The organism is Thermodesulfovibrionales bacterium, from assembly GCA_035686305.1.
Lineage (GTDB): Bacteria > Nitrospirota > Thermodesulfovibrionia > Thermodesulfovibrionales > UBA9159 > DASRZP01.
Genome location: DASRZP010000103.1, coordinates 31,915 through 50,812, shown reverse-complemented (window position 1 = coordinate 50,812; position 18,898 = coordinate 31,915). Strand labels below are relative to the sequence as shown.

Annotated in this window: 17 protein-coding genes; 5 read left to right on the top strand and 12 right to left on the bottom strand. The window is 53.4% G+C overall.

Annotated features, from left to right (window positions below; all coding sequences use genetic code 11):
* Nucleotides 1-153: 153 nt before the first annotated feature.
* Nucleotides 154-924 carry an RNA methyltransferase gene (locus tag VFG09_11885; GenBank protein ID HET6515853.1) on the bottom strand — a complete coding sequence of 257 codons (771 nt, stop codon included), beginning with the start codon at nucleotides 922-924 and terminating at the stop codon, nucleotides 154-156.
* Nucleotides 925-1,044: 120 nt separating this feature from the next.
* On the opposite strand from VFG09_11885, the gene VFG09_11880 reads away from it, so the two are divergent.
* Nucleotides 1,045-1,794, top strand: a complete 750-nt coding sequence (locus VFG09_11880; protein ID HET6515852.1) for a 4Fe-4S dicluster domain-containing protein — start codon at nucleotides 1,045-1,047, stop codon at nucleotides 1,792-1,794.
* 127 nt (nucleotides 1,795-1,921) lie between these two features.
* On the opposite strand, the gene VFG09_11875 is transcribed toward VFG09_11880, so the two are convergent.
* From VFG09_11875 to VFG09_11835, 9 genes are all read right to left on the bottom strand, one after another.
* Complete coding sequence (locus VFG09_11875) at nucleotides 1,922-2,188, bottom strand: CopG family antitoxin (protein HET6515851.1); 267 nt, start codon at nucleotides 2,186-2,188, stop codon at nucleotides 1,922-1,924.
* A 197-nt stretch (nucleotides 2,189-2,385) separates the two neighbouring features.
* Complete coding sequence (locus tag VFG09_11870) at nucleotides 2,386-2,637, bottom strand: HlyD family secretion protein (GenBank protein ID HET6515850.1); 252 nt, start codon at nucleotides 2,635-2,637, stop codon at nucleotides 2,386-2,388.
* Nucleotides 2,638-2,657: 20 nt separating this feature from the next.
* Complete coding sequence (locus tag VFG09_11865; protein ID HET6515849.1) at nucleotides 2,658-5,756, bottom strand: multidrug efflux RND transporter permease subunit; 3,099 nt, start codon at nucleotides 5,754-5,756, stop codon at nucleotides 2,658-2,660.
* Nucleotides 5,753-6,889, bottom strand: coding sequence for an efflux RND transporter periplasmic adaptor subunit (locus VFG09_11860; GenBank protein HET6515848.1), 1,137 nt, complete (start codon nucleotides 6,887-6,889; stop codon nucleotides 5,753-5,755). The genes VFG09_11865 and VFG09_11860 overlap by 4 nt, the downstream gene beginning before the upstream one ends.
* Entirely contained in the window at nucleotides 6,886-8,316 is a 1,431-nt protein-coding gene (locus VFG09_11855) for a TolC family protein (GenBank protein HET6515847.1), read from the bottom strand. Before VFG09_11855 ends, VFG09_11860 begins: the two co-directional genes overlap by 4 nt.
* 6 nt (nucleotides 8,317-8,322) lie before the next feature.
* Nucleotides 8,323-9,552: an ABC transporter permease gene (locus VFG09_11850; GenBank protein ID HET6515846.1), complete on the bottom strand. Its 1,230-nt coding sequence runs from the start codon at nucleotides 9,550-9,552 to the stop codon at nucleotides 8,323-8,325.
* 12 nt (nucleotides 9,553-9,564) lie between these two features.
* Nucleotides 9,565-10,254, bottom strand: coding sequence for an ABC transporter ATP-binding protein (locus tag VFG09_11845; GenBank protein ID HET6515845.1), 690 nt, complete (start codon nucleotides 10,252-10,254; stop codon nucleotides 9,565-9,567).
* A gap of 1 nt (nucleotide 10,255) precedes the next feature.
* A complete protein-coding gene (locus tag VFG09_11840; GenBank protein HET6515844.1) occupies nucleotides 10,256-11,413 on the bottom strand; it encodes an efflux RND transporter periplasmic adaptor subunit in 1,158 nt (385 codons plus the stop codon).
* A 5-nt stretch (nucleotides 11,414-11,418) separates the two neighbouring features.
* Nucleotides 11,419-12,006: a TetR/AcrR family transcriptional regulator gene (locus tag VFG09_11835; protein HET6515843.1), complete on the bottom strand. Its 588-nt coding sequence runs from the start codon at nucleotides 12,004-12,006 to the stop codon at nucleotides 11,419-11,421.
* Nucleotides 12,007-12,274: 268 nt separating this feature from the next.
* On the opposite strand from VFG09_11835, the gene VFG09_11830 reads away from it, so the two are divergent.
* Nucleotides 12,275-13,393, top strand: a complete 1,119-nt coding sequence (locus tag VFG09_11830; protein ID HET6515842.1) for a nitronate monooxygenase family protein — start codon at nucleotides 12,275-12,277, stop codon at nucleotides 13,391-13,393.
* Between the two features lie 28 nt (nucleotides 13,394-13,421).
* Here VFG09_11830 and mazG read toward each other — a convergent pair whose 3' ends face one another.
* On the bottom strand, nucleotides 13,422-14,201 hold the full coding sequence (gene mazG / locus VFG09_11825; protein HET6515841.1) for a nucleoside triphosphate pyrophosphohydrolase: 780 nt from the start codon (nucleotides 14,199-14,201) through the stop codon (nucleotides 13,422-13,424).
* Between the two features lie 311 nt (nucleotides 14,202-14,512).
* On the opposite strand from mazG, the gene VFG09_11820 reads away from it, so the two are divergent.
* The 3 genes from VFG09_11820 to VFG09_11810 all read left to right on the top strand — a co-directional run bounded on the left by VFG09_11820 (nucleotide 14,513) and on the right by VFG09_11810 (nucleotide 17,384).
* Entirely contained in the window at nucleotides 14,513-15,535 is a 1,023-nt protein-coding gene (locus tag VFG09_11820) for a thioredoxin domain-containing protein (protein ID HET6515840.1), read from the top strand.
* A 91-nt stretch (nucleotides 15,536-15,626) separates the two neighbouring features.
* On the top strand, nucleotides 15,627-16,757 hold the full coding sequence (gene hemW / locus VFG09_11815) for a radical SAM family heme chaperone HemW (GenBank protein ID HET6515839.1): 1,131 nt from the start codon (nucleotides 15,627-15,629) through the stop codon (nucleotides 16,755-16,757).
* 117 nt (nucleotides 16,758-16,874) lie between these two features.
* Nucleotides 16,875-17,384, top strand: coding sequence for a hypothetical protein (locus tag VFG09_11810; GenBank protein ID HET6515838.1), 510 nt, complete (start codon nucleotides 16,875-16,877; stop codon nucleotides 17,382-17,384).
* A gap of 91 nt (nucleotides 17,385-17,475) precedes the next feature.
* On the opposite strand, the gene VFG09_11805 is transcribed toward VFG09_11810, so the two are convergent.
* A complete protein-coding gene (locus VFG09_11805) occupies nucleotides 17,476-18,876 on the bottom strand; it encodes a glycosyltransferase family 39 protein (protein ID HET6515837.1) in 1,401 nt (466 codons plus the stop codon).
* Nucleotides 18,877-18,898: the final 22 nt, after the last annotated feature.

Sequence of the window (18,898 nt, the reverse complement as noted above, 5' to 3'; positions counted from 1 at the left end):
CACCACCTTAGAGGTACCGTTCTATAGTAAAAAGACATCCATGAAGAAATTGATATATTATACAGTAAAAAAAGCAAATGCTTCCAATATCAGCGTTACACAATTCAGCAAGCGAAGGCTCTGGGGACGGGCTAGACGCGGCGCTCTCTCCATTCACCTCTCTCCGATCTTCTTCTTGATCTGGGTGCAGACGCCGTGAAGCATGTTCAGCTCCCACTCGGTAATGCCTGCCCTGCCGATGAAGTGCTTCAGGTTGGCGATGATCTTTTCCCTGAGATTCCTGTCGCCCTTCGGAATGTATTGAAGGAGCTCCAGCACGCCTGAGATCCTCGCGTATAACCGGTCGACCTCTCCATGAGCAATCAGGTCATCTTTCAGTGTCGAGTTGTCCGGCTTTCTCTTTCGGCCCTTGCCGGTTTCATTCTTTAGCACTTGCGCGCATTTTGAGAGTTCATATGCGATGATGAGGACTGCCTGTGCAAGATTGAGGGAAGGCTGCATTGCGCTGCTCGGGATGGTGATCATAAAACCGCACTCGTCAACCTCGGCGTTGAAGAGTCCTCTCGCCTCCCTCCCGAAGAGTATGGCGACTTTATTGTTTCTTGCGGCGTTGTAAATCCTTGACGCCCCTGTTTCGACAGGGAGTATCACGCCGCGTCTCTTCCCTGTCCTCCGGGTCGTTCCCACTACGAGCGCTTTGTCTCTCATCGCCTTTTCGAGCGAAGAAAACCTCTCTGCAGAGTCAAGGACATCATGGGCATTGCGGGCGAACCATCTCCCCTCTTCCGACATCCCGGCCTGAGGCTTCACAAGACAGAGGTTTCTGAATCCCATATTCTTAATCGCCCTTGCAGAGGCGCCGATATTGCCGGGTTCCCTCGGTTCCACGAGGATAAAGTATATGTTTCCCTTCCAGTCGTCCATGCCGTAGTCTATCAGGAGTCGATGCTCCCGCTCAATACGATATGACCGCTGTTATGGATCACCGAAAGGAGATCGTTTATACTGGAGGTACAAGACATCTCGTCGAGGAGGATTGTGGGAATGGCAATAAGGAACATCATAGAGATCGATGAAGAGAAGTGCAACGGATGCGGTCAGTGCATTGTCGACTGTGCGGAGGCTGCCCTCCAGATCGTGAACGGCAAGGCAAAGCTTGTGAAGGAGATATACTGCGACGGGCTTGGCGCCTGCATTGGCGGATGCCCTACGGGCGCTCTCAGGATTGTGCAGAGGGAAGCCGACCCCTTTGACGAGAAAGCAACAGAAATACATGTTGACAAAATAAAAACCCCGAAAGAGGAGCTTTCAGGATGCCCCGGTACAAGGGCTGTCGACTTCTCCCAGAAGGCTGAGACTGATGTCAGCAAGGATGAGGGTGATACGAAACCTCAGCTGATGAACTGGCCTATACAGTTGAAACTAGTCCCGACGAACGCGCCCTTTCTCAAGGATGGAGATCTCCTCCTGGCAGCGGACTGCGCGGCATTTTCGACGATCAATGTTCACAGCCGTTTCATCAGGGGTAAGATACTCCTTATAGCGTGCCCGAAACTCGACGATTCGAAGTACTATTATGAAAAGCTTACGGAGCTCTTCAAGGTCAATTCGGTGAAGAGCATAACCATACTCAGAATGGAAGTCCCGTGCTGCGGCGGATTGGCTTATCTCGTCAAAGAGGCCCTGAAGGCATCAGGGAAGGACATCCCCTATAAGGAAGTTGTTGTCGGAATCAAGGGTGAGATTTTAAGCGAAGGCAAGACGCCGAATGCTCCCAAGATGGAGCGGGCATAATTCCGATTAACACAGTGCCTTCACGTCCCGACCAGAATGGCAGGCACCACGGACATGCCAGAGGCCGGTCGATAAGCGGCCAATCTTGCGTGATTTGGATGCGATGGGCCGTATCCCCGCTATATCTTTAGCGGCCTGCGGGAAGCATTTCCTTCTCAACGCTTTTGGCGACCAAATAGCGTATATACGCATTGTAGGAAATCCCCCTTTTGCGCGCAAGCATTTTGATCTTCTTCAGCACGAGCGGGTCGAACTTCAGGGTAATCGGAGTAAGCTTGGGTCTCCTAAAAATCTCCCTGCCTTCTTCAAGCTCATCCCAGTAGTCGGCAATCGAGTGCGTTTCCCAAAATCTTATTTCTGCCTCTTCTGTCTTAAATTCTGGAAGTTTCTTCATCACTTGCCCCTTTTCTTGTACATCTTCCTTGTCTTCTCGTCCATATCCATTGCATAATTACTCTCGCAATGCCTTTTCCTTTCAACAGATAAACAACAAAAAGATAACGGCCCGCTACCGCATAACCAAGCATGTAACGCGTCCCTCCGCGGCCTTTTCTTATCCACGGCTCGTCATCAAATGCCACATCTTCGATCTCATCTCCTTAGAACATGCTCCTTGTCCGTGTCTTTATCAAAAATAATCTTTACGGGCACCCTCTGAACTACCTTCGCGAAATTCCCTTTTGCTTTCTCAGGAGGGAAGAGGGAGAAGACAGAGTCTGTTCCTGCCATAATGCTCTCGACCGTTCCTTTGAACTTCTTGCCGGGATAAGTATCGACTTTTATCTCCACCTTCTGCCCGACCTTTGTCTTTTCCAGCTGGGTCTCTTTGTAATGCGCCGTAATATAGATGCCGTCGGGGGGGACTAACCCTCCTCAGCCGGGACCGGAATGTTCTTCCTCCCTCCCAGCCATGTCTGGAAGGCGTCCATGTAAGTGTACACAACGGGTGTTATGTAGAGCGTAAGCAGCTGGGAGACTAGCAATCCGCCCACCACTGCAAGGCCGAGGGGTCTTCTCGATTCACCGCCGGCGCCGAAGCCGAGGGCGATCGGGAGGGTTCCCATGAGTGCGGCCATCGTCGTCATCATGATGGGCCTGAATCTGATGATACAGCCCTGGTAAATCGCTTCGAGCGGTGATTTCCCTTCGGTACGCTGGTTTTCGAGGGCAAAGTCGATCATCATGATGGCGTTCTTCTTGACGATTCCGAGGAGCATGATCACTCCGACAAAGGCATAAATGTTCAGGTCCTTGTTGAAGGCCATGAGGGTAACGAGGGCGCCGAAGCCTGCCGAGGGGAGACCTGAAAGGATCGTCAGGGGATGGATGAAGCTCTCATAAAGGATGCCGAGCACTATGTAGATGACGAGGATCGCCATGATGAGGAGGATCCAGAGTCCTTGCATGGAGGACTGGAAGGCCTGGGCCGATCCCTGAAAACTCGTGCTGATAGTCGGGGGCAGGGTTTCACGGGAGACCTTTCCGACAATCTTCACCGCATCGCCGAGGGCGACCCCGGGCTTGAGATTGAATGAGATTGTGACTGCAGGGAGTTGGCCCTGGTGGTTTACCGTCAATGGTCCTAAACTCCTTGTGAGGCTCGCCACGGTGTTCAGCGGAACGAGCTGCCCTGAGTTGGAACGGACATAGAGCATCGAGAGCGCGGCAGGGTCACTCTGGTATTTCGGGTCCAGTTCAAGAATGACCTGGTACTGGTTGTTCGGAGCATAAATCGTCGAGACCTGGCGTGATCCGTAAGCGTAATAGAGGGCGTCCTCGATCTGATCAGCGGTCAAACCAAGGGCAGAGGCCTTGTCCCTGTTGATCTCCACATTCACCTGGGGACTCTTGATCAGCATGTCGCTGGTAACATCCTGGAGCTCCGTGAGGCCGCGCATCTTGTTCTCCAGTTCAGTGGCTGACTTGTAAAGGAGATCGGTATCCGGGCTCTGGAGGGTGAACTGGTACTGGCTCTTTGTCAGCTGGCCTCCGATTCTGATGGCCGGGAGATTCTGCATAAACATGCGGATGCCCGGCACGGTGGCAACTTGGGGACGCAACTTCTGGATGATCTCGTCTGCGCTCATTCTGCGCTCGTCCCGGGGTTTTAAGCGCATGAAGATACGGCCTGTATTGTTCGCAACACTGATGCCGCTCGCGCCGATGGCTGACATGAAAGAGTCCACATTTGGCTCCTTTGAGACGATCTCAGCCAGTTCCTTCTGGTGTCTTGTCATGTCTTCAAAGGAGATGCCCTCGGCCGCTTCGGTAAAGGCAAAGATGGAACCCGTGTCTTCGGTCGGCAGGAACCCCATGGGCATCTTCGTGAAGAGCCAGACTGTCACGACAGTAAGGACTGCAGTAACAATCAGCATAGCAGGGCGGTGACGGAGGACGATTTTCAGTGTCCTTTCGTAAGTATGGAGCATCCCATCAAAGAAACGCTCCATAAGAAGATAAAGGCGGCCATGCTGAACCCCACCCGGGGATTTCAGGTAGCGGCTGCAAAGCATAGGGGTGAGTGTCAGGGAAACAAGACCTGATATGAGGATCGCCATGCTTATCGTCACGGCGAATTCATGGAGGAGCCTGCCAAGGATCCCTCCCATGAAGAGCACTGGGATAAAGACAGCTACGAGAGAAAGTGTCATGGAGAGGATGGTGAAGCCGATCTCCCTTGAGCCTTTGAGGGCTGCTTCCAGTGCCCCTTCGCCGTGTTCCATGTGGCGCACGACATTCTCGAGCATGACAATTGCGTCATCGACAACGAACCCGACGGAGAGCGTGAGGGCCATGAGAGAGATGTTGTCGATGCTGAATCCCATGAGATACATGGCAGCGAAGGTACCGATGATCGAGAAGGGAAGGGCAAGGCTCGGGATGATCGTAGCAGAGAGGTTGCGAAGGAAGAGGAAGATCACCATCACCACAAGGCAGATGGTCAGGACGAGGGTGAATTTAACGTCCCTGACGGACTCGCGAATCGAGACGGAACGGTCATACAGGACGTTGAGTTCCACGGAAGGCGGCATCTGAGAGCGAAATACGGGAATGAGGTTCTTGATACTGTCTACGACTTCCACCGTATTCGTACCGGGCTGTCGCTGAATGGCCAGGACCACTGCCCGGTCCTTATTGTACCAGTTCGCCACCTTGTTGTTTTCGACGCTGTCGATAACCCTTCCGATCTCCTCAAGGTGCACCGGAGAGCCGTTTCGGTAGGCAACGATGAGGGGCCGGTAATCGGCGGCAGTGAAGAGCTGGCCGGTGGCCTGGATCGTGAAGGCCTGCTGCTTGCCTTCAAGGGTGCCTGTGGGAAGGTTGACATTCTGCCGCTCGAGGGCGCTGCCGACTTCATCGATCCCGATCTTTCTTCCTGCAAGGGCGCGGGGGTCTACCTGGGCGCGTACTGCGTATTTTTGGGCCCCGAAGATCTGGACCTGGGCGACACCGCTGATCATGGATATGCGCTGGGCCATGAAGGTGTCCGCATATTCGTTAACCTGAGAAAGGGGGAGCGAGGCAGAGCTGAGCGAGAGGTAGATCACCGGCTGGTCAGCGGGGTTTACCTTGCTGTATGTCGGAGGGCTCGGCATATTCTGAGGGAGTTGTTTCATCGCCTTGGCGATCATCGCCTGAACGTCCTGTCCCGCTGCGTCGATGTTCCTGCTGAGGCTGAACTGGAGTGTTATCATCGTGTTGCCGAGACCGTTCGTGGAGGTCATCGAATCGAGTCCTGCGATGGTTGAGAACTGGCGCTCAAGGGGGATGGCCACGGCAGAGGCCATGGTCTCCGGGCTGGCGCCTGGAAGACCGGCTGTCACCTGGATCGTAGGAAAATCGACATTGGGGAGGTCGCTCACGGGAAGGAGACGGTATGCTGCGATACCGAAGATGAGGATAGCGAGCATGACGAGGGTTGTCATGATTGGACGGCGGATGAAGAGCTCCGAGATATTCATTTCTTGCCGCCTTCCCCTTCGCCTTTGATCTCTACCTTCGAGGCCTGAACAAGACGGAGGTGGCCGTCAGTCACGACCTTCTCGCCAGACTGCAGACCCTTTTCGACAATGGACTCACTGCCAAAGGTCCTCGCCACAACGACAGGCCGCATCTCGACAGTCTGGTCCTGCTTTATAACATAGACATACTGACCACTCTGGCCTGTCTGGACCGCCTGCGTCGGGACGGTAATTGCATTCGGCTGATCGGCGAGTGTCAGGACAATATTGACGAACTGACCAGGCCAGAGACGTTTCTCCTGGTTTGTAAAGGTGCCCTTGAGTTTTATCGTCCCTGTTGCAGTGTCGACGGTGTTGTCGATAAAGGTCAGCACACCCTGAACCGGCGATCTGTCCTCAGGCGAGATAAAGACATCTATGCCCAGCTTTCCTGAGGCCATGCGCTTTTTTATCTCACCGAGGTATTTTTCCGGTACTGAAAACCCGACATAGATCGGCTGGATCTGATTGATGACGACCATGGCCGTATCTGCGTTAGCCTTGATCAGATTTCCCTCATAGGAGATGAGATTGCCGGTCCGTCCTGTGAGAGGGGAGCGGATGAAACAGTATCCGACCTGGAGCCGCACATTCTCGATGGCCGCCTTGTCAGCCTTGACCACCGCCTCAAGGGCGGTATAGTTGGTGCGGATTTGGTCGAATTGCGACTGCGCTACATAGCCTTTCTTCACCAGTTCCTCATACCTGTGGTCCTCCTGACGGGCGTTTTCCAATTGTGCGGAGTCGCGGGCAAGGTTTGCCTCAGCCTGCATGAGCGCAGCTTCGTAAGGACGGGGGTCGATGGTAAAGAGCATGTCGCCCTTGTTCACGTCCTGACCTTCCTTAAAGTGGACCCGTCTGAGCTCGCCGCCGACCTGGGCCTTGACCGCTACAGAGGAAAAGGGTTCGACATTCCCGATGGCGGTGATCTGAAGAGGCACCGTTTTCTGGTTAACAAGAGCTGCCTTAATGGGAACCGCTTTTGGAGTCTCCTGTTTAATCTTCTTGTCCGTGCATGCAACAAGGGAAAAGAGGGCGAATATCATGAGACCAGAGAAGAGAGCCGTTATGTGCTTTCTCTTATATTCCATCATCTGCTCCCCATCGCTTTTTCGAGAGCGGCCTTGGCAACCTTATAATCAGCGAGGGCCTGACTATAGGCAGTCTCTGCATTGGTGTATGCGACCTGTGCATCCGTGACCTCTATAGGGCTTCCGACTCCCGCGGAGTATCTGCCGTTGGCGATATCGAGGTTCTCCTTTGCCTGCGTCACGGTGAGTTCGGCTGTCGGGACCCGCTCCCCTGCCTCCTTAAGGTTGAGGTACGCCTGCTGGACATCGAGGAATATACTCAGACGCTGAGACTCTTCGTTGGCCTTGATGACGTTCAGGTTCGCCTTCGCTTCGTCCACCTGATGTTTGGTGAGAAAACCGCTGAAGATCGGGAATGAAACCGCCGCCCCAATACTCCAGCCGCTGCTGAGAGGAAAGTCGGTTCCAAATACATTGTAAGCAGCATTGCCCGAGATTGTCGGATAATAATTCGCCCTGGCGAGGGCGATGGATTCCTCGGCTGCCTTTCTCTTTGCGATGATTGACTTTAAGTCGGGCCTGTTCGTAAAGGCTGTCGAGAGGGCCCCCTCAAAGGTTATTGCGTATTTTTCGAAGGAAAGATTGTCTTCAAGGATGTAGTCAGGAGCGTCTGGCACACCCATCGCGTTATTGAGATTTACGACTGCGAGTCTTACGGCGTTATCAGCCCTTATGAGGTTCAGCTTTGCATTGCTCAAATCAACCTCTGCCTTTGTCACGTCGAATTTTGGATGGGTTCCGACCTCATAAAAGCCCTTTGCCTGTTCGAGGTGCTGCTGGAACTGTTGTACCGTCTCATCTGCCACAGCCTTGTTCCTCTTTGCCAGCAGGACCGCGTAGTATGTCTGCTTTACGTTCAGGACGATCTGCTCAGAAACATTTTCGAGGTCCATTCCCGAGGAGGCAAGATTGAGCCTCGAGATCGAAACCTGAGACGAAGTCCTTCCGAAATCGTGGATAATCTGGTTGAGGGTGAGGGTGCCGCTATACTGATCAAAGGAAGCCGTCGAAGTGCTGACGGATGTCCCGGAAAGTCCTGTGGATACAAGTTTCTGTGTCCCCGTAAAAGGTTTGAGCCTGGTGTAGGAGGCGTTTGCCTCAATCTGGGGATAATAGTTGGATAACGCCTCTCCCACCCTGTTTCTGTTGACGTCCACAGTGTACAGGGCGGCGATGATGTTCGGCTGGCGCTTAAGCGCGATCTCGATGCACCGCTCAAGGGTGAGGAGCTCGCCTTTTCGTATCATATCTTCCCGGAATGCTCTTGTCTGCTCATCGGGGGGAGAAGATTCTTCAGCACCAAGGACGGCGTCGGGCGTCCTCAAGACCGCCAGGGCCAATAGGGCAAGGCAGATGAAGAACGATCTTATCCTCAATCTTATCCTCATAATGGTCGTTTCCTTCCTCTCATCGTTATAATCTCCGTGCATTTCTCATTATTCATACCGTAATGCATCAATGGGGTCAAGAAGAGATGCCTTGTATGCGGGATAAAACCCGAAAAAGATCCCTACGAGGCCGGAAAAGCCGAAGGCGAGAAGGACCGACGAAAGAGAGACTATCGTCGTCCAGCCTGCGATCATTGAGACCGCCTTCGAACCTGTCAGGCCGGCGATAATGCCTGCGACGCCCCCTATCAGGGAAAGCGAAAGGGCTTCGATTATGAACTGTAGTCGTATGTCCCATGTCTTTGCGCCCACGGCCATCCGGATTCCTATTTCCCGGGTCCTCTCAGTCACCGAAACGAGCATGATGTTCATGATCCCGATCCCGCCGACAAGGAGAGAGACGGAAGCGATAGCCCCAAGGAGCAGGGTCATCACCTTCGTTGACTGCTCCGCCGCCTGCATCATCTGTGTCAGGTTCCTGACCGTAAAATCATTGTCCTGTTTCTGGCCGATATGGTGTCTCTGCCTGAGCAGTTCTGTTATCTGATTCTCTGCCGTATCAAGGTTTTCAGCGCTCCTGGCTTTGACCATGATAACCCTTACCATGCCGGGGAAGGACGTTCCGAACACTTTCTTCTGGGCTGTTGTCACAGGAATATATATGGTATCATCCTGGTCCTGTCCCTGGGGAGATTGCCCCTTGACTGCAAGGACTCCGATTACGATGAAGGGGATCTTCTTGATCCTGACGACCTGACCGACCGGGTTCATGTCCCCGAAGAGATTATCCACAACCGTCTGCCCCAGCAGGCAGACCTTCGTAGCGCTGTTTATGTCCTGCTGGGTGAAGGGTTTGCCGGCAGAGAGCGGCCAGTCTCTCACCTCCAGCATACCCGGCGTCGTGCCGACTACAACCGTAGACCAGTTCTGATGGCCGTACACGATCTGGGCCACCCCGTTCAATACAGGGGCGACCTCGGCAACAGCCGGAGACTCCTTGAGTATAGCCTCTGCATCTCCCGTGGTGAGCGTTGGCTGTGTCCCCGAGCCCATTCTCACCCCTCCCGACGTCGTCGATCCGGGAAGAACGATGAGGAGGTTGCTTCCCATGCTCGCAATCTGTGCCGATATCTGTTCCCTTGCCCCGGTGCCGACGGCAAGCATCGCGATTACCGCTCCGACTCCGATGATGATTCCGAGCATGGTGAGGGCGGACCGCATCTTGTTCACCCTGATTGCCCTGAAGGATATCCGTATCGTCGCCGGGATATTTATCATCAATGATCCTTCTTATCCTTTTGCCGGCCTGTCGCTCACGATGCGGCCGTCGAGGAAACGGATGATCCGCCTGCTGAACGCCGCTATGTCCTGTTCGTGAGTCACGAGGATAACGGTGATGGCCGATTCCGTGTTCAGTTTAACAAAGAGTTCCATAATCTCATTGCTCGTCTTTGTGTCGAGGTTGCCCGTAGGTTCATCGGCGAGGATGATGGGGGCGTCATTCACGAGCGCCCTCGCGATCGCCACCCTCTGCTGCTGGCCCCCTGACAATTGGTTGGGGTGATGGTTCTCCCTGTCTTCAAGCCCCACGCTCCTGAGCGCTGCGATTGCCCGCTCCTTTCTTTGCTTTGAAGGGAGTCCGTTGTATAACAGCGGGAGCTGGACGTTCTCCATGGCAGACGTCCTTGGAAGGAGATTGAAGCCCTGAAAGACAAAACCGATCTTCTTGTTCCTTATCCCTGCCAGTTCGTCCCTGTCGAGTTTGCCCACATCGATACTCTCCAAAAGGTACCGGCCGCCTGTCGGTGTATCGAGACATCCGAGGATATTCATGAATGTGGATTTGCCTGAGCCCGAAGGCCCCATGATCGCGACCATTTCCCCCTTTTCAATGGTTGCAGAGACATCGGAGAGTGCCTCCAGATCGATATCGCCGAGCCTGTACACCTTGTTGATTTCCCGTGCCTCGATGAGTGGCATATCAGAACATTCTCGGGCCAGACGTCGAAGGACTCTTCGGTCTTGTCAACGCCTCTATGATCACTTCCTGACCCTCTTTCACGTCTCCCGTCACGATCTCGGTAAAGTTCCCGTCGCTCACGCCGATGCTGACGGGGAGGCGCTTCGGCTTTTCGTTTTCGAGAATCCAGATACCCGATCCTTTCTGCGGCTGTTTCGCCTTTGTCTTGTCTGCAGGCTTGAATCTGAGGGCGGCATTCGGTATTTTCAGCACGTCCTGCTTCTGGGCCACAATGATCGAAACGTTTGCAGTCATGCCGGGGTTCAGTTTAAAATCAGGATTATTCACGGTAATGACGACGTCGTACGTGACAACATTCTGGACGGTGATCGGCGCGATCCGCACCTGGCCGACCTTCCCCTTGAAGGTGACGTCACGGTAAGCGTCCACGGTGAATTCGACGTCCTGCCCGATCTTCACCTTGCCGATGTCCGCTTCGTCAACATTCGTATCGATCTGCATCTTCGTCAGGTCCTGAGCAATCGTGAAGAGCGTGGGCGTCTGGAAACTCGCTGCGACCGTCTGTCCCACGTCAACATTCCTCGAGACGACGGTCCCGTTAACGGGTGAGACGATCCGCGTATAGCCGAGGTTTGTCTCTGCATTTTTCAGGGCAGCCTCCGCCTGCGCCACCTGGGCCTTGGAGACGCCGACCTGAGCCCTGGCGCTCTCGTAGTTTGTTTCGGCCGTGTCGAGGTCACTCCGTGCGATGAGATTTTTTGAGAAGAGCTCCCTGTTCCTGTCCATGGTCCTCTTGGCGTCAACAAGGGCCGTATTCGATTTTTCGAGTGTGGCCTTTGCAGAGAGAAAATTTGCCTTTGCCTGGGCTACCTGCTCCTCGAAGAGGGCCGGGTCGATCCGGGCAATGAGTTGGCCCTTTTTCACAAGCGAATTGAAATCGACAAAGATCTCCTTTATCGTACCCGAGACCTGGGTCCCAACGAGGACGGTTGTGACGGCGTTCACCGTTCCTGTGGCTGTTACCTTCATCACAATCTCTCCCCTGGTGACCTTTTCCGTCCGGTACTTTGGCAGGGTCTCCTTATTTCTGAAGGAGAGGAGGGCTGCAATGCCGAGGACCGTCATAATGAGAAAGCCGAACAGGAGTTTTTTCATCATCCTTGTTATTTCACCGTTCCCTGTATGAAGATCTCAACGAACTCCCTGATCGTCTTTTCAGGATCAACCGTCCGGTGCCTCTTGGACGTGAGAAATTCCTCGGCGTTGAAATAGGACAAAAACATCCCGAAAAATGCCCTCGCTCCGAGGGCCGCGTCAAACTCCCTGAGGACCCCCTTTTTCTGCATTTCAACAAAATAGGAAGCGAGGGTCTTCCTGATCTCGTCGACGAAGGCGTGGTATATCTTCTGGATCTTCTCCGGGTAGCGATGCATCTCCGAATGCATGATCTTAATCATATCCTTTCTCAGGTTGAGGGTATCGAGAAACCTCCGTGCGATGAGGGTGAGGGCATCTTCAAAGGCCATCGTCGAGACCTCAGGGAGGAGTCCCTTCAGCGTCGGCAGGAAGGAATGGGTGCTTATCACCTCTTCGAAGAGCTCCTCCTTTGAAGGGAAATGCCTGAAGAGCGTCACCTCGGCGATCCCGGCTTTGCCGGCGATCTCTTTCGTTGTCGAGCCGAGATAACCCCTCCTCGAAAACGTCTTGAGCCCTGCATCGATGATCTTTTCTCTCGTGACCGCGGTCTTCATGATTGTTAGTGCTTACTTACATTATGGAGGGTCCCGGGACGAAATGTCAATGCTTCCTTCCGAGGCCCTTGTACAGCCGGAGGGGAGGAACGGATCCTTTCTGCCGGCCGGGGGGGTGAGAAGGAAATATTTCCGGAAGATTTTCTTGGTAAAATATTGTTATAATAACAATTAATGACAGCGGCATTGTTTCAGGACCAAAGGAAGGAATTTCTCGTGGCTGGCATCCCGCCTAGGAAACTCTTTCCGCAGTCTGCGAGGTTTTTTCATGTTTGATCAGGAACAGGCGCTGCCTGCGCTCGTCATAAGAGGAAAAAAGATACGGGTACCCATCATACAAGGGGGGATGGGTGTAGGCGTATCCCTCTATCCTCTTGCATCCGCCGTTGCAAGGGAGGGAGGACTCGGCATAATATCAAGTGCCTGCCTCGACAGGCTCCTGACGAAGAGGACCGGCAAGAAATACAGCACTTACGAGGCCTCCTACGAAGAAGTCTCGCGCTCGAAGGCTGCCGGGGGTTTTGTCGGCATCAACATCATGAACGCCCTGGTCAGGGACTTCAACGACTCTGTGAGAGGTGCTCTTGACGCCGGGGCCGATGCGATCATTGCAGGGGCAGGGCTCCCCCTGACTCTTCCTGCTATTCAGCCCCAGAAGGATACGGCCCTGATCCCTATCGTTTCATCTTCGCGGGCCCTCGATATCATCTGCAAGAAATGGGAGAAGATCGGCTCCAGACCTGATGCCGTGGTTCTCGAAGGTCCCCTTGCCGGCGGTCACCTTGGCTTTAAGATCGACCAGATAGACCTTGACTGCAACAGGCTCGAAAACCTCTTCGCGCCTGTTAAGGAGATGGCGAGGAAATACGGAGACTTCCCCGTTATCGTCGCCGGGGGTATCTATACTCATGAGGATATCCTCAAATTTTTCAAGATGGGTGCAGACGGTGTTCAGATGGGGACGCGATTCCTCGCGACGGAAGAGAGCAGCGCGACGGATGACTATAAACGGGCCGTGGTCGGCGCCAGGGAGGAGGACATCATCGTTGCTCATGATCCTGGTTCACCCTGTGGCCTGCCTTTCAGGGTGATAAAACAGTCTCCTATGTATGTCTCCGCGCTCAAGAGGCTGAGAAAGCCGAAGTGCGACAAGGGATATGTGCTTCTCAAAGATAGGGACGGCAAATTCAGCATCTGTCCAGCCAAGGAGAGCAACGAACACCATTTCTGTATCTGCAATGGACTTCTCAGTTCTGCGGGTTATAATCCCGACAGGGAAGAACCTCTCTACACCGTCGGCACAAATGCCAGCCGCGTTGACAAGATCGTCCCTGTCAAGGCCCTTATGGACGAGCTTACGGGCAAAGTGCTCGTACCGTCGGCATGAGGGCAGGCGAAGAAGGCTAAACCTTCTCTCAGCCTTTTCTTCTCTTCTTCGCCTCGTCCCAAAGGGCATCCATTTCTTCGAGGGTCATCTCTGACAACTTCCTGCCCGATTCGCTGGCCGCCATCTCGATATGGCGAAAGCGCGAGATGAACTTGCTGATCGTCTTCCGCAGGGCATCCTCGGGATTGACGCCCACGAACCGTGAAATATTCACCAGGACAAAGAAGATGTCTCCAAGCTCGTCTTCGATCTCTTTCTGGTCCTTTTTTTCGAGGGCCGTCCTGAATTCCCGCAATTCTTCTTCGAGCTTTTCGAGAACGTCATCCACCTGTCTCCAGTCAAAGCCGACACGTGACGCCCTCGCCTGTATCCTGTGCGCCTTGAGAAGGGAAGGGAGGCTCTTCGGGATCCCCTCAAGAATCGATTCCCTGTTCTTCCCCTCCTCCTTTTTCCGGTCCTCCCATTGCCTGAGGACTTCCTCGGAGGTCTCGAACCGGGCATCTCCAAAGACATGGGGATGCCTTCCGATCATCTTCTCAGCAATCGCATCGGCTACGTCAGTCATGGTAAACTCCTTGCGCTCATCAGCGATGCGGCAATGGAAGATGATCTGGAAGAGGAGGTCCCCAAGTTCCTCTTTTATCATTTCAGGTTTGCCCTCATCGATCGCCTCAAGAACCTCGTAGGTCTCTTCAACGAGGAAGGGCTTCAGAGACTCTCTGGTCTGCTCCCTGTCCCATGGACAGCCGTTCTCGCCGCGAAGGGCAGCCATGATGTCGATCAGTCTTTGGAATGCATCCTTTGACATGATCGAAGTATATAACAGAGATCGGCGAAAGGTAAACCTTCCCGTTGCAACCTATCAGGCAGGCATCGATCGGAGCCCTGTATCATGCTATGAGAGTCCGGCAATGAGGTACTTCGAGGACTTCGACGAAGGTGGCTGCCCGCATTGAGTATACGTGAGCACGCGGCAACCAACGAAGGTATCGCGACACACGGCTTCTCACGATCTTGCCTTCAGGTACAAGATCGTTTTATGCAAAGGGAAGATAAGGAGGCAGCCAATGGGATATGATATTATAGAATGATGAAGGAGAAAGCAACAGGGAGGCACAAATGATGGCGAAGCGATTTCTCGCACGGGCTTCTCTTCTTGTCGGACTCGCGCTCTCTGTGGCATCGGTCCTCGATCTCTGCGGAACATTTGCCTGTGCTGAAGCGCACAAGTATGCCATCTTCGGAATCCCCTTTTCGATTGTCGGGATTGCGTTCTTTGTCATAGCCGGGGTTGTCCATGAACTCAGCATCTCATCGAGGATCTTCTCCCAGCTTTTCTTGCTCATGATCTTCGGGGCGTGCGGGGCCGAACTTGCCTTTATTCTCATTCAGAAGTATGAGATCCAGCAATGGTGCAAGCTGTGTGTCGGGGTAGCTGCCACAGTGTATTTCACTGCCGCAATAGTTTCTTTCGAAAAGATAAAAGGCTTTACGCTGAATCCCATGAGAGAGAGGAGAATGTCCGTTATGCCGGTATTAAGAAAGCTATCAGTTATCGTTATCGTCTTTACCGTCGGGTTCTATGTAGCTTACAGAGGCGCTCAGAAGAGTGAAGCTGAGGAGAACATCCCTGACATCATTATGGGGAATAAGAGCAGCTCCCTTGAGGTCTTCATTTTGACGGACTGGTTCTGTCCGGCATGCCGCAAGGCTGAGCAGGAGATAGAGAGGACGGTCCCGGCCATCGGGAAAAGGGCCAAGGTCGTCTTTGTCGATGTCCCGATCCATGGAGAATCGCTGAATTATACTCCCTATAACCTTTCCTTTCTTGTCCATGAAAAAGAGAAGTACCTCGAACTGAGGAGGGCGCTCATGGGCCTGACAGAGAAGACCAAGGAGCCGTCAACGGAAGATGTTCAGAAGGCGATAACTCCATTGCACGTCACCTATAGACCCCTGAGTTTTATGCTCGCCAACAGGGGAATAAAATTCTATGATGAAATTGCCAGGACCTATAAGGTCACTGCCACCCCCACAGTCGTCGTCAACAACGAGAAAACAAAAAAGGCGGTGCGCCTCGTCGGCACAAAGGATATTAGCGAGGCGGCCATTCTCAGGGCACTCGATGAAGTCTCCCAGTAGGAATCTTTTCTAGGAGCCCTCTTAGGCGGGAGGCGGCGGCGAAGGCATAACGGCAATTCAGAAGCCCGCGACCTGTGTTTGATAAAGCACCATGACGAATGCTCTTTACATCCACGTCCCCTTCTGTGTAAAGAAATGTATCTACTGTGATTTTCTCTCAGTGCCCTATGATGAGGACCTCGCCCTCGAATATATAGCTGCGGTCTCAAGAGAACTTGACCTCAGAAAGGAGCGGGTTGGAGAATTGCGGACAATCTATATCGGGGGCGGCACTCCGACGACCCTTCCTGCCCCGGCGCTCGCGCGACTGCTCAGAAAGATTCAAGAGTCCTTCAGGATAGCGCCTCATGCTGAGGTGACGATTGAGGCGAATCCCGGGACGATTGATGAGGAGAAGATCGGTGCGCTCTGTGACGCAGGGATAAACAGGTTGAGCGTCGGCGCACAGGCATTCAATGACAGGGACTTGAGACTGCTCGGCAGAATACATAGCGGGGAAGACGTGATCAACGCACTAGGAGCGGCGCGATATTCGAAGGTCGGTAACATTTCGATCGATCTCATCTATGGGATTCCCGGGCAGACTATGGAGGGCTGGTCGCATGCGATTGCAACGGCAGTCGAATTATCTCCTGAGCACATTTCGGCCTATGAACTGACGCCCGAGAAGGGGACTCCTCTTCACGGCTTGATCGAACAGGGGAGGCTTAAGAAACCTGACGAAGAGACGATTATCGACATGTATTGCCTTGCAATAGATGCTTTTTGCAATGCCGGATTTGGCCATTATGAGATCTCAAATTTTGCAAGGCCCGGCTTTGAATGCAGACATAATCTGAATTACTGGGACAGGGGGCACTATTTGGGTGTCGGACCAGGGGCTCACAGTTTCATCGGGGGGAGGAGGACGAGAAACACCGCGGACATCGGGAAGTATCTTGAGACTTTGGCTCGGGATGATCTTGCTATCGAAGAGGATGTCGAGATCTCCTGTGAGGAGGCGATAAAGGAGTATATATTCCTCGGCCTGCGGAAGACGGAGGGGCTCAATATCAGGGAATTCGGGGAGAACCTTGGAATCGACATCGTGACAGCGTCAGAGCCTTTGGTGAGGGACGGTCTGTTGTTGTCAGACGGAAGCCATGTCAGGCTTACGAGGAGGGGCATCGTGCTTTCGAATACGGTGATAACGGAGCTCTTCGAAAGATTGGAACTACAATGAACCCTGGGTGCCTTCCGGACCACTCGTCGGGAGATTTCTCTTCTGAGTATTGACAGAGGTCGCTCAGGGAAAGAGCAGAATTCTGAACTTAGTACAGTTTTACACTGGGAGGATGTCATGAGATTCAAAAGGCTTTCGACTTTATCTGCGGTTCTCGTCTCCATCATCGTTGCGACCGATGCATCCGCTGCAGGTGGCATCGGACCCATAGGCTCCGTGAAGCCGCCGGTCCAGACAGACCCATGTATTGGGGCAGACGTTGTTTATTATGCCTCGAGCCGGGTGACTTCAAGCGCGGGTGGCGATTCCAAGGCCAGTGTTTTTCTAGATTCATGGACACTGTCATTCCACGAGAGCACATGGGGCAACTTATATCAACGCGAAGATAATTATCCGGGTGTTGCAATTACACGCGATACCATCCTCTCAGCCGATGGATCTTTAGTCGTACATGGTACCTCGGTCTTCACTGACATAACAACGTTTGAAGGCGCACATGGGTTTTTTTCTGAGGTTGTAAGCAATGGCTCCCTTGTTGATCTGAAGGCTACCTACGTCTGGAGCTATGACTTTTGGAATTCTCGGCATACTGGGCAGCTTCGTATGTGCATGTTCCTCAAGAAATAAGTCGGGTTCTGTCTGAACAAAAACCGGGGAGGAAGAAAAGGGGTGAACAGAATTGGGTATGGTGTCCCCAGAATTCCGCATCAGCTGATCGTTATTGAGTGCCGGCTGGTCCGGCACAGGCGTCGCCTCTACAGAGCAAATAGAGCTTGTGATAGGAACGGTATACTTCCCCCATCGCCGGATCCGGTTTCTCGGCGATTATAAATCCATGCGCCAAGCCCTGCGGCGGCAGCACCAGCGGCGGCCTCGGAGCTATCGCGAGGTCGATCTGCGCGGTCACTGCGATGCCTTCCCATCCCGCCGCAGTCACATAGAGGGACTCGCCGTGAGTCACTGAAAGGATATCCTTCGCGATCGCATCGAAATCGGGCCGAAAGCGCTTCGTGTAATAGGGGAAAGCCCATAGGGCGAAGACGTACTTCAGAAAGATGGCGATTACTATCCAGGAGAGGACCAGACGGCGTGTTTTCCCATTCCCATAGGCGTGAGCCGCAAGGACGAGTGCGGCTATCCCATAGAGAGGCATGAGATAACGCATTGCGCAGTGGGGGGAAAGCCAATGAGGGATATAGCCCACGATCCCGATCCAAAGAGCCGTCGAAACGCGAGGGTCATAAACCATTGATGATAACGGATAACGCCTCAGCCGGGTGTAAAGAAGGACCCCTGCAACGGGCAGGAATTGCAGGGATGTCCGAATGGGGAAATAGATGAGCTTGGCAAGGTAAGCTAAAATGCCGTTGGTTTGCATCTTCTGCAAGACCTTGGCGAGCATCGCGTGGGCCATCCTGCCCCCTTCAGGCGCTGTCGTGTACCATATTACCGGCACAGCGATTGCCAGGAGGTGCATCGCAATCGACGGCCGTGAGAACAAAAACCGCCATGCCCGTGTTCGGTGGGCCACGATCATCACCGCCACGGCATAGAAGACGTAGGCAGTCGCCACTTTGGTAAGAAATGCGCAGGACAGAGCAAGCAGCGAGATAGCCAGATAGGTGTTGCGCCGCTGTTCCACGGCGAGCCAGCCCATGAGCATTGCGGCCAGCACAAAAAAAGCAAAGAGAGGATCGCTGTAGGCGAGCCAGCCGTTATAAAAAAGCACATCACCGATCGTCAGGTAGATGAGAGCCACGAAGACGGAGAAATCCCTATCCCCCCAGAGCCTGCGTGAAAACCATGCGAGGAGAAGGCCTGAGCTGACAGTGGCCAGCGCGGCGACAAGACGCTCTGCGACAATCATATGTGACCAGCCGACCAACTCAGAGACTGCTATGATAAGAAGGTTGACAAGGGGAGGGCGGTTGTAGCTCTCGCCATACATGATGGGAGTAAGGATATAGCCGTGATACCGCATCTCATAGGACATGACCGTGTAAATCGCCTCTTCCCCCGTGTACTGAACACTAAAAAAGGTGATGGCATAGCTCAAGCCGCTCAGAACAAAGAGAAGCCACCATGCCCTGGCTTTCTCACTTATATCTTGTTTCGTCATCGGAATATCCTTTCCCTCAAGA

Coding starts and splice junctions, on each gene's coding strand:
- VFG09_11805 (HET6515837.1), bottom strand. CDS start 18,876: ATGACGAAACAAGATATAAGTGAGAAAGCCAGGGCATGGTGGCTTCTC.
- VFG09_11885 (HET6515853.1), bottom strand. CDS start 924: ATGGACGACTGGAAGGGAAACATATACTTTATCCTCGTGGAACCGAGG.
- VFG09_11850 (HET6515846.1), bottom strand. CDS start 9,552: ATGATAAATATCCCGGCGACGATACGGATATCCTTCAGGGCAATCAGG.
- VFG09_11810 (HET6515838.1), top strand. CDS start 16,875: ATGAGATTCAAAAGGCTTTCGACTTTATCTGCGGTTCTCGTCTCCATC.
- VFG09_11835 (HET6515843.1), bottom strand. CDS start 12,006: ATGAAGACCGCGGTCACGAGAGAAAAGATCATCGATGCAGGGCTCAAG.
- VFG09_11855 (HET6515847.1), bottom strand. CDS start 8,316: ATGCACGGAGATTATAACGATGAGAGGAAGGAAACGACCATTATGAGG.
- VFG09_11880 (HET6515852.1), top strand. CDS start 1,045: ATGGCAATAAGGAACATCATAGAGATCGATGAAGAGAAGTGCAACGGA.
- VFG09_11820 (HET6515840.1), top strand. CDS start 14,513: ATGATGGCGAAGCGATTTCTCGCACGGGCTTCTCTTCTTGTCGGACTC.
- VFG09_11860 (HET6515848.1), bottom strand. CDS start 6,889: ATGATGGAATATAAGAGAAAGCACATAACGGCTCTCTTCTCTGGTCTC.
- mazG (HET6515841.1), bottom strand. CDS start 14,201: ATGTCAAAGGATGCATTCCAAAGACTGATCGACATCATGGCTGCCCTT.
- VFG09_11845 (HET6515845.1), bottom strand. CDS start 10,254: ATGCCACTCATCGAGGCACGGGAAATCAACAAGGTGTACAGGCTCGGC.
- VFG09_11830 (HET6515842.1), top strand. CDS start 12,275: ATGTTTGATCAGGAACAGGCGCTGCCTGCGCTCGTCATAAGAGGAAAA.
- hemW (HET6515839.1), top strand. CDS start 15,627: ATGACGAATGCTCTTTACATCCACGTCCCCTTCTGTGTAAAGAAATGT.
- VFG09_11875 (HET6515851.1), bottom strand. CDS start 2,188: ATGAAGAAACTTCCAGAATTTAAGACAGAAGAGGCAGAAATAAGATTT.
- VFG09_11840 (HET6515844.1), bottom strand. CDS start 11,413: ATGATGAAAAAACTCCTGTTCGGCTTTCTCATTATGACGGTCCTCGGC.
- VFG09_11865 (HET6515849.1), bottom strand. CDS start 5,756: ATGAATATCTCGGAGCTCTTCATCCGCCGTCCAATCATGACAACCCTC.